This is a genomic window from Pseudonocardia sp. (genome assembly GCF_025965585.1).
In the GTDB taxonomy this organism is placed as follows: Bacteria; Actinomycetota; Actinomycetes; order Mycobacteriales; family Pseudonocardiaceae; genus Pseudonocardia.
The window spans coordinates 1-8,599 of sequence record NZ_JAOPWR010000555.1 but is presented as its reverse complement, the minus strand read 5'-3'; the positions used below and the strand labels follow the sequence as shown (position 1 = coordinate 8,599).

The following is an 8,599-nucleotide window of genomic DNA, read 5'->3' as shown; positions in this document are numbered from 1 at the left end:
GGATGACCCCCGCGTGCGCGGGGACGACGAGAGGTGGCGGATGGTCCACACCCCGGTCACGGGATGACCCCCGCGTGCGCGGGGACGACGAGAGGTGGCGGATGGTCCACACCCCGGTCACGGGATGACCCCCGCGTGCGCGGGGACGACAGGTATTGGCCGCTGTTGAGGAAGGTGCCGTCCGGATGACCCCCGCGTGCGCGGGGACGACCTGCACAAGGGCACCCCGCTGGAGACCATGTCGGGATGACCCCCGCGTGCGCGGGGACGACCAGTAGTCGTGACTGTCGTTCCGCTGGCGTAGCGGATGACCCCCGCGTGCGCGGGGACGACGGTGTTCTGGGCTTTGTTGCCGTCGATGGCGAGGGATGACCCCCGCGTGCGCGGGGACGACGTGGTTGACGCCGTTGTAGCTGACCGTGACCTGGGATGACCCCCGCGTGCGCGGGGACGACCACCGTCACGGTCAGGGTGGGTCGAGTGGTCGGGGATGACCCCCGCGTGCGCGGGGACGACGTCGGAGGCGACGGGCCGCACCTGCCACCAGCAGGATGACCCCCGCGTGCGCGGGGACGACACTTGCTGACCTGCGGCTTTACCGGCGCTCTCGCGCGCAGAGCATCAGTCCGTCGAAGTCGACGGGGTACCACCGATCACGCCCTGCCGTCCGGATGCTCCATCCCTGCTCGTTCTTTGCCGGCTCGATCATGACGAGTTGTCCGTCGTGGATCCGGTCGGACAGTACTGTCCAGAGCTTCTCCCGGACGCGTGCGCTCGGGTTCCCGACGAAGACACCGGCGGCGACCTCGATCATCCAGCGGGTGAGGTGGCCTCGAAGGCCCTCGGCCGCGGCGATGAGCACTATGACGGTCAGAACGGGACCTCCGCTTCGCCTGTCTCTGGGCCGGTGATGCCGACGAATGATTCGGTGTCCCATCCGTCTGCGAGGTCCGAGGCCCAGTTCACCCCGCCGGCAACGGTCCCGCTCTGCCCGTCCCAGAGGTGGTTCCAGTCCTGTTCAGATGCCTCGGATCCCGGTTCGAGCAGGAGCGATTTGATGTCGCGGATGATCTGTCCCATCAGTGCCCCGTCGGCGACTCGGTCTCGGAACGCGGTGCGCGCGTCTCGTTCGGTGAGGTGGCCGCGGGCGGCGAGGTCGAAGGCGAGCGGGATCGTGTAGTCGGCCTTGTAGAGGTCGGCGATGTCGAGGACGAACGAGTTTGCGCTGCCGGTGTGCACGAAGCCGAGTGCCGGGCTGGCGCCGATGCCGACGATCGCGGCGTGGCAGATCCCGTAGAGACAGGCGTGGCCGGCGGATAGCAGCCGGTTGACGTCGTCACCGGCGGCGAAGGGTTCCCCGGCCCGGTATTCGCGTCCGCTCCAGGCCACGCCGGTCCGCTTGCTGTGCTCGCGGTACAGCCGCTTGACCCGGGCGCCTTCCTTCCCGCGGAGCTGCTGCATGGTCGCGGTACTGACGTCGTCGTCGGAGAACCGCATGCTGTACATGCGGCGGGCGACCCCGAGGCGTTCCTTGGTTCGGGTCACCAGGTAGGCCTGCCGCATGAGCAGTTCGGAGCCGCGGCTGGGGCCAAGGCCCGCCGCGTACATCCGGACGCCGCGTTCTCCCACCCAGCACACCGTGGTTCCGGAGTCGGCGAGCAGGCGGATCGCGCCGTGCGTGATCCGGGTTCCGGGTCCGACGAGGACGGTTGCCACCAGGGCGGCCGGGATGCGGACGGTGCGTTGCTTGTTGACCAGGACGACGGCGTTGTCGTCCCGGTCGATGTGGGAGCGTTCGACGTAGACGGTCGAGAGCCGGTCCTCGATGCGGTGCAGGTCCTGCGGGCCCGACAGCCACCACATGTCAGGTGGCTATCGGGGCGAGGGTGATGAGCCCGCACCCGTAGGCCCGGGCCGCCCCGACCCCGCCGAGCAGGCTGGCCTGGGCGAGCTCGGGATCCTCGATGCGTAGGCGGCCGTCGAAGGTGGCCGTCTGGATCACGACACGGCGGCCGCTGGTGGCGCCGGATTTGGTGAACACCATCCGGCCCCGCTCGCCGAGTCGCACGTCGGGCGGGCCGTCGGTGGTGGGTGGGATGCTGAAGCCCCACTTCCCGACCCGGTCGGTGAGCCACTGCAGCTGGTGGGCGGCAGTACGGTGGGCCACCCGGACTCCGCGGGGACGCTCGGCCGCCTCGAGGCGGTGACGTTGGGCCTCCGAAGGCTTCTGTGGAGTGCGGGTGGCGCTGACCGGGTTGGCGCGCAGCCGGAACCGATACTCGCGGCCGCGTTCGGCCCGGTCCAGCAGCGGCTGGTAGGACCGGACGAGGGCCTGTGGCTCGTCGGCGGCGGCCCAGCCGGCCTGCTCGATGAGGTGCTCCCAGCTCGGGGTGGACTGGGTGAGCACCAATAGCGAGGCTCGGTGCGCGCTGGTTTCCAGTCGCCACAGCACGCGTTCGGTGACGGGCTGGCGGCTCAGCCCGCCGAGCACCGCGGCGTGCATCCGTTGTGGGTTGCGCAGGAGGTTTTGCGCTCCGGTGCGCAGCGGGTTCAGGTAGATGCGGGACAGGTAGGGCATCGGGTCACCACCCCAGTAGGGCGAACGGATCGTGGTCGTCCCCCGTGGGGGCTTCTCCCGATGAGGGCGGGCGGACCCAGGTATGCGCGACCCGACGGGTGGCGAACGATCGCGATCGGGGGTCGAAGGACCGGGGCAGGTCGGCGACCAGGTCGTCGCCGTCGGGATCGTCCAGGGTCACCGGCAGGTCGACCGGCGCCGATCGACGCTGCCCGGATGCCGGCTCGGCCTGCCACGGAACCTGCCGCAACACGGTCAGCGGGTCGCCGGGCCAGAGCGTGCCGGCGTCGGTTGGGGACAGCACGAGCGGCTGTGTGGGTACACAGGCGCGACGGCCGAGGGCGAGCGGGAACGCCGGCCGCCGCAGGGCCTCGTGCAAGGTGTCCAGCACGCCGCGCGGGCCGCCGATGGCGACGACGAAGACCGCGTCCTGCAAGTAGAACCGCTGGGTGACGTGGGTGTACTTGGCCGGCGAGGTGGGTTTCTGGGTTCCCTTGCCGGCCAGGGCTGCCGAGGGCAGCGGGGTGCCCCGGTAGTCGCTGACCGTGTGGTAGTCGCGCAGCAGCGAACCGGGCCGGTCGGTGCGCACCCCGAGCCGCAGTTGCAGCAAGTCCTCGATGGGGTCCTGGCGGCGGCGGCCCTCGGCTGCGGCCAGCAGCCCGACCACGCCGCTCTTGGTGGGCTCCCCGCGGGTCTCCCGGCGGTTGAACTGGCTGGCCGCGCCCCAGGACTGCAGCGGCCCGGCGAGCCGCAGGACGAGGCTGAACTCTGTGGCTGCCATCGGGGTCAGGCTGCGCCGGTCGTGAGCCGGCCGCGGACGGTGTCGGTGACGGTGGTGACGAGCTTGGGGAACGGCAGCGGGGCGCCCAGCACGGCCAGTTCGTTGTCGCTCTTGGCCGGGCTGTAGGTGGAGGCGACGGCGAGGGGGGCGCGGCCCCAGAGCTCGTTCGCGCGGGCGAGTTCGTCGATCAGGCGCTGCACGGATTCCCCGACGATGCCCTCCCGCGGCGGCACCGGCTTCTCGAACGCCGAGACGAGGTTGACCGGCTGGTCCTCGCGGATCACCACGGTGACCAGGTTGGGCAGGGTGCGGTGGGCGAAGGAGTTCTGGTGCCCGGTGGGCATCGAGGTGACGAATGCGGTCAGGAACACCCCTAGCGCGGTGGCCGCGGCCTCGATATCTCCGCCGAGGTTGTCCACCAGCTGGTGCACCCCGAGGGTGGCGAACCGGTAGAGCGTGGAGGAGTTGAACTCGACGGTGCCGATCATCCCGGCGCCGCTGTCGTCGGTGTTCTCGTCGTCGACGGCGGTGTAGTAGTCGAACTCGGTCTCCACCGCGTGCGTCGAGAGCGCGTGCGCGACCTGGGTCGCGGCGTCGACGTTGAGGCCGGGGATGTCGGCGACCATCCGGCCGAACAGCGCCACGTCGATGGGGTGCCCGCTGCCCAGCTGTTCCTTGACCGGCAGGTCCTTGAGGGCTTCCTCGAGTGCCTTGTCGGCCAGGGCGGCGAGCTCGTGCGCGCGGTCGGCGACGAGATCGACGAGGCGGTCGACCTGCGGCAGCCCGAAGAACAGCAGGTACGCCGTCTCGGTCGCCTTCTTGCCCGGCTTGATTCCCAGCGGGCTCAGCAGCGCGGTCGCGATCCGGGCGGCCGCCTCGGCCTCCAGGCCGGTGCGGGCGGTGAGCCGGTCGCGAAGCAGAGCGGAGATCCGCTTGGTCCGGGTGGCCAGCTCGGCCTCCGGGACCTGGTTGGCGAAGGCCTTGCGGGCGGCGCGCTTCCAGGCCTGGGAGGACACCCGGGCGCGGCGGGCACCGCCGTAGACGGCCTGTTTGGGGCTGCCGGCGTCATCGCGGTTGAGGTTCGACGGCGGCACCGTCTGCAGGATGTGGATGTCGACGTAGGTGCGGTTCACGCAGGCTCCTCGGTACGAGTCGGGAAGAGATCAGGCGGGGGTGCCGGCCGGGGCGTCGGCTTTCGGGGTCCAGGCGAAGTACTGCGCTCCCCACCGGCGGCGGACCCGCGCCTGGCCGTCGGGGAACTGCCAGCGGTACAGGTCATCGACGAGCTGGGTGTAGTCCAGGCCCGGTTGGGAGGTGACCCCGCGGAGCTGGGTGATCAGGCCTCGCAGGTGGTGGCCGACCTCGCCGAGTGTGGTGGCGGTTGCGGCGGCGCCGAAGCGGCGGTCCACCGCGGCGGCGCTGGACTTGTCCCGCTCCCGGAGCTTCAGCAACGCTGTCCCGAGCCCGACCCCGGTGCGGTGCACGGGCTGGCGCTGGGACTGCTGGTGCACCGCGAACAGGGTCAGCGCCAGGTGCTCGGCGCGCAGCCGCGCCGACAGCCGGCCGTCTGCGTTGAGGGCGGTGTAGTACGGCCACATCTCCGGGACCGTGCCCGGTTCACGCCCGATGCCTCGGCGCAGGGCGGCGAGGTCCGCACCGGGGGCGGGGCCGCGCTGGGTCCAGGCGCCGCTGCCGTCGGTGTGGCGTTGCCAGTAGTGGGGCCGGGCTTCGGTCCGGGGGTCGGTCATCGGGGCGCTCCTGACTCGGCGAGCGGCGGTTCGGCGGGGTCGGGGTCGACCGAGCCGAGGACCTGGGTGATGGTCGTGCGGTAGCGGGCCTCGGCGAGGCTGAGGCGGTGGGCGAGCTTCTCGGTCTGCTGACGGCCCAGGAATGCGGTCGGGGGTGCGGCCGCGAGGGCCGGCTCGGCGGCAGCCCATGCGAGCCGGCGGGCGACGATCTTCCAGGCGCGTTCGGCGTCGTCGACCCGATCCGGCTGCCGTTGCAGCCCGGCGAGCATCCGCCGCACGACCGGGGTGAACTCGTTCACCAGCGCCTCGCCCAGGCGCAGGCTGCGGTCCCAGGGCAGCTTGTCCCCGCCGGCCGCGAGGCGCAGGTCATCGCCCAGCTTGTTGGCGGCGTCGCGCAGCCGATCGGCCTGGTCGGCGACGTCGAGGAGCAGCTGGCGTACCGGTGAGTCCGGGGACAGCGCCGCGATCGGCAGCGGCATCGCGTCGACCATGACGTCCTCGACGACCGCGGACTGGTTGCCGTAGAGCACGCCGACGGTGAGCACCTGCAGCGGCAGATCCAGCGGGACGTGGCCAAGGGCCTGCAGGTCCGCGAGCTGCTGCAGCAGCGCAGTCGTGGTGACCGTGGCCGCGGTGTCTGCCCGGGTGGCGAGCAGGGCCGCCATGCCCCGCCACGGGGCTCGGCCGGGCTGGTGGCGGATCGGGCGCCGCGGCGGCTCGCCGGGCTTGGGCTTGTCGACCTGGCGCCACGCCGTGTGCGGCTCGTCCTCGGGCAACGGCGCCAGCCGGTCCCCGGCGGCCAGCACCACCCGCCGCACCAGGGTGCGGTCGTGCTGGTCGGTCTCCGGGACCAGCCGGATCCGCCGCGACTGCCAGGTCAGCAGGTCCAGCAGGCCAAGGGCGGGGCGGCGGCTCCACGCCGGGGTGGCCACCGGGGCGCTCCACTGCGGACGATCCTCTGGTCGTAGGCCCTGCCGGATGATCGGGGTGTTGAGCAGGATCGTCTCGAACAGGGTCGCGCCCAGCGGGATGACGACCCCGAGGTTGCCGAGCGGGCCGGTCGGGTTCCCGGTCGTCTTGCCCGCCTTCACCGCGAGGTCGCCGACGGCCCCGGATTTGATGGCTGCGGTGTCCCAGCAGTGCGTTGCGAGCAGCGCCCGCGCGGCCTCGGCCGGGGTCAGCGGCGGCGGGTCGCCCTCGGTCCGGGCGCTGAACAGCGGGACGTTGTTGCCGGTGGCCGCGGCGGCGAGCAGCACCGAGGTCGGTTTGGTCTCGTCCTTCGCCGTGCGCAGCCCGCCGACCTGCGCGAACGGCTGCACCGGATGGAACAGGTCGAAGCGGTCGGCGTGCTCGGCCAGGTACGCGGCGATCCGCTCGGCGTCGAACCGCCCGGCCCGCCACCGCTGCGCCCACTCGGCCTCACTGCGCGGCACCCCGAGCGCGGCCCAGACCGTGGGCAGCAGCACCTGGCGCAACAGCGCAACCGCCTGCAGTGGATCGTCCAGGGCGAACCCGTCGAACTCGGGAGCTCCCGTTAGGGCATCGCCCATAGATCTTTCCGTGCGCGTCCCTCCGGACAGGACCGGGATCCACGGCTCGGTTGCCAGGTTGAAGGTCAGCACGACACGGGACTCGTTCGAAAATGCATAGTTGTTAACGACCGATGTGACGCGAATCGGTAACGAACGGCCATACCGAGGCCGAGTACTCGTGCACGCGCTTCCCGGCAGTTGCCGGGGTCATCCGTGCATAGTTGTCGCGCTGGCACCAGCGGCGATGTCGTCCCCGCCGCCGCGGGGTGGCTCACCCGGTCCGTCCGGTGAGCCGTTCGTCGAGCAGCCCGAGTTCCTCGGAGTAGCGGAATCGGTAGCCGCCGAGGTCGGCCGCGAGGTCGTCGTCCAGCGGCAGTGCCCGGGCGCGCCGTAGCCACGGGTCCAGGCCCCACCCGGGCAGCGGTCGAAGGGTCTGCTGCGCGGCCGCGGTGACCGTGGCGTAGGGCGGCAACCGGACCGAGCAGCGGGCCACCTCATCGAGCACCTCTGGATCAGACACCGCGACCCCGCCGTCCGGCCCGAGCGGGCGCCCGGCCAACGTGGCGTAACCGCGGTCACTGCGGCGCACGAGCACCACCTCGATCGACTCGTCGCCGTCGCGGACCGCTGCCTCGAGGGCGTCGTCCTCGGCCGCGGCGACCGAGCGATCGTGCAGCCCGGCCAGGGTCGGCGTGCCGAGCGCACCGTCGGAGGACAGCAGGTACTGCGCCGCGTTCGCCGCACGTTCGTCCTGCTCCACAGCCCACTGTGCGTAGGCCGCCGCGGCCGGTTCCCGCCAGCTCTCCGGCAGGTCGCCGACGTCCTCGGTGTAGCCGTGCGCCACCAGCGCCGGCACGTCCGCAGGCACGTTCCAGCCCGAGCCCTGCGCCGCCTCGATGACCAGCGCGGCCGAGCGCAGCAGCAGATACTCGCCGTAGACCGCGCGGCTGCCGCCGGGGAACCGTGGCGGCCCGTCGGTCTGCGGCGCCATCCCGGCCACCACCACCCGCGGGGTGCGGACCGGCGCCTTGCGGTCCTCGTCCGGTCGGGCGTGGCGGTGCAGCCGGCCGACCCGCTGCAGCAGCAGGTCGATGGGGGCCAGGTCGGTGATCAGCAGGTCGGCGTCGACGTCGAAGGACTGCTCGGCAAGCTGGGTCGCGACCACGACCAGCCGGGGCGGGCGCGCCGGAGCGCCCTCCCGGTCCGGCGCCCCCAACAGCCGCAACACCCGATCGGTGCGGTCGGCCCGGTCGCCGGCGGTCATCCGCGCGTGCAGCAACACCGCATCCACGCCGAACACCGCCTTCACCGCGGCGTAGGTCTGCTGGGCCCGCCGCACGGTATTGCGCACCACCAGCGCGCACCCGCCCTCGCGCAGCGCCTCGCGCAGCACGGCGACCACCGCATCCGGGCCATCGGCCGGGTCTTCGGGCAGAACGTGCACCCCGACCGGGGCCGACGGCCGCCACGGTGCCGCCGCGCGGGTGTCGAAGCGGGGCTCGCCGTCGACGGCGCACACCGTGAGCGCGTTCGGGTAGCCCTCCGCGGCGGGCAGCGCCGACAGGTCGAGATCCCGCCGGGCGAGCGCGCCCTGCAGGTAGGCGGTGACGAGCCTGCGGCGCAGCTGCGGCGGCAGCGTCGCGGACAGCAGCACCACCGGCACCCCGGCGTCGGCCAGCCAACGCAACGCTTCGAACAGGAACTGCGACATGTAGACGTCGTAGGCGTGGACCTCATCCAGCACGACCACCCGCCCGGCCAGCCCGGCGTGGCGCAGCATCACGTGCCGTGTCCGAGTCGCCGCATACAACAGGTGATCGACGGTGCCGACGGTGAGCGCGGACAACAGGCCGCGTTTGGGCCCGAGGAACCACTCCGCCGGAATGAGCCGCGCCACGGCCTGGTCCCGCGCGCTCAGGCCGTAGTCATCGTCGCAGCAGCCGAAGTCATCGACCCCGGC

General features: G+C 72.3%; 8 protein-coding genes and 1 CRISPR repeat array. All 8 genes read right to left on the bottom strand.

Translation table 11 applies throughout. The features are described 5' to 3' along the window. Position 1: 1 nt before the first annotated feature. A CRISPR array of direct repeats spans positions 2–577; the repeat unit is 27 nt; unit sequence GATGACCCCCGCGTGCGCGGGGACGAC. 18 nt (positions 578–595) lie between these two features. Then, positions 596–937, bottom strand: a complete 342-nt coding sequence (gene cas2e / locus JWR81_RS34210) for a type I-E CRISPR-associated endoribonuclease Cas2e (RefSeq protein ID WP_297662253.1) — start codon at positions 935–937, stop codon at positions 596–598. Then, positions 871–1,863, bottom strand: coding sequence for a type I-E CRISPR-associated endonuclease Cas1e (cas1e, locus tag JWR81_RS34205; protein WP_297662251.1), 993 nt, complete (start codon positions 1,861–1,863; stop codon positions 871–873). The genes cas2e and cas1e overlap by 67 nt, the downstream gene beginning before the upstream one ends. Before the next feature lies 1 nt (position 1,864). Continuing rightward, positions 1,865–2,578, bottom strand: coding sequence for a type I-E CRISPR-associated protein Cas6/Cse3/CasE (gene cas6e / locus JWR81_RS34200; protein WP_297662249.1), 714 nt, complete (start codon positions 2,576–2,578; stop codon positions 1,865–1,867). 4 nt (positions 2,579–2,582) lie between these two features. Continuing rightward, the gene (gene cas5e / locus JWR81_RS34195) at positions 2,583–3,359 is read right to left on the bottom strand and encodes a type I-E CRISPR-associated protein Cas5/CasD (RefSeq protein ID WP_297662247.1); all 777 of its coding nucleotides are present in this window, start codon (positions 3,357–3,359) and stop codon (positions 2,583–2,585) included. 5 nt (positions 3,360–3,364) lie between these two features. Continuing rightward, the gene (cas7e, locus tag JWR81_RS34190) at positions 3,365–4,492 is read right to left on the bottom strand and encodes a type I-E CRISPR-associated protein Cas7/Cse4/CasC (RefSeq protein ID WP_297662245.1); all 1,128 of its coding nucleotides are present in this window, start codon (positions 4,490–4,492) and stop codon (positions 3,365–3,367) included. A 30-nt stretch (positions 4,493–4,522) separates the two neighbouring features. Beyond that, a complete protein-coding gene (casB, locus tag JWR81_RS34185) occupies positions 4,523–5,107 on the bottom strand; it encodes a type I-E CRISPR-associated protein Cse2/CasB (protein WP_297662243.1) in 585 nt (194 codons plus the stop codon). Beyond that, positions 5,104–6,729, bottom strand: coding sequence for a type I-E CRISPR-associated protein Cse1/CasA (gene casA / locus JWR81_RS34180; protein WP_297662241.1), 1,626 nt, complete (start codon positions 6,727–6,729; stop codon positions 5,104–5,106). The genes casB and casA overlap by 4 nt, the downstream gene beginning before the upstream one ends. 181 nt (positions 6,730–6,910) lie before the next feature. Then, on the bottom strand, positions 6,911–8,599 hold a 1,689-nt coding region (locus JWR81_RS34175; protein ID WP_367278901.1), incomplete at its 5' end, for a helicase-related protein.

What these genes read in the sequence shown, in the direction of transcription:
- cas2e (WP_297662253.1), bottom strand. Translation starts at nt 937, where the DNA reads ATGGGACACCGAATCATTCGTCGGCATCACCGGCCCAGAGACAGGCGA.
- cas1e (WP_297662251.1), bottom strand. Translation starts at nt 1,863, where the DNA reads ATGTGGTGGCTGTCGGGCCCGCAGGACCTGCACCGCATCGAGGACCGG.
- cas6e (WP_297662249.1), bottom strand. Translation starts at nt 2,578, where the DNA reads ATGCCCTACCTGTCCCGCATCTACCTGAACCCGCTGCGCACCGGAGCG.
- cas5e (WP_297662247.1), bottom strand. Translation starts at nt 3,359, where the DNA reads ATGGCAGCCACAGAGTTCAGCCTCGTCCTGCGGCTCGCCGGGCCGCTG.
- casB (WP_297662243.1), bottom strand. Translation starts at nt 5,107, where the DNA reads ATGACCGACCCCCGGACCGAAGCCCGGCCCCACTACTGGCAACGCCAC.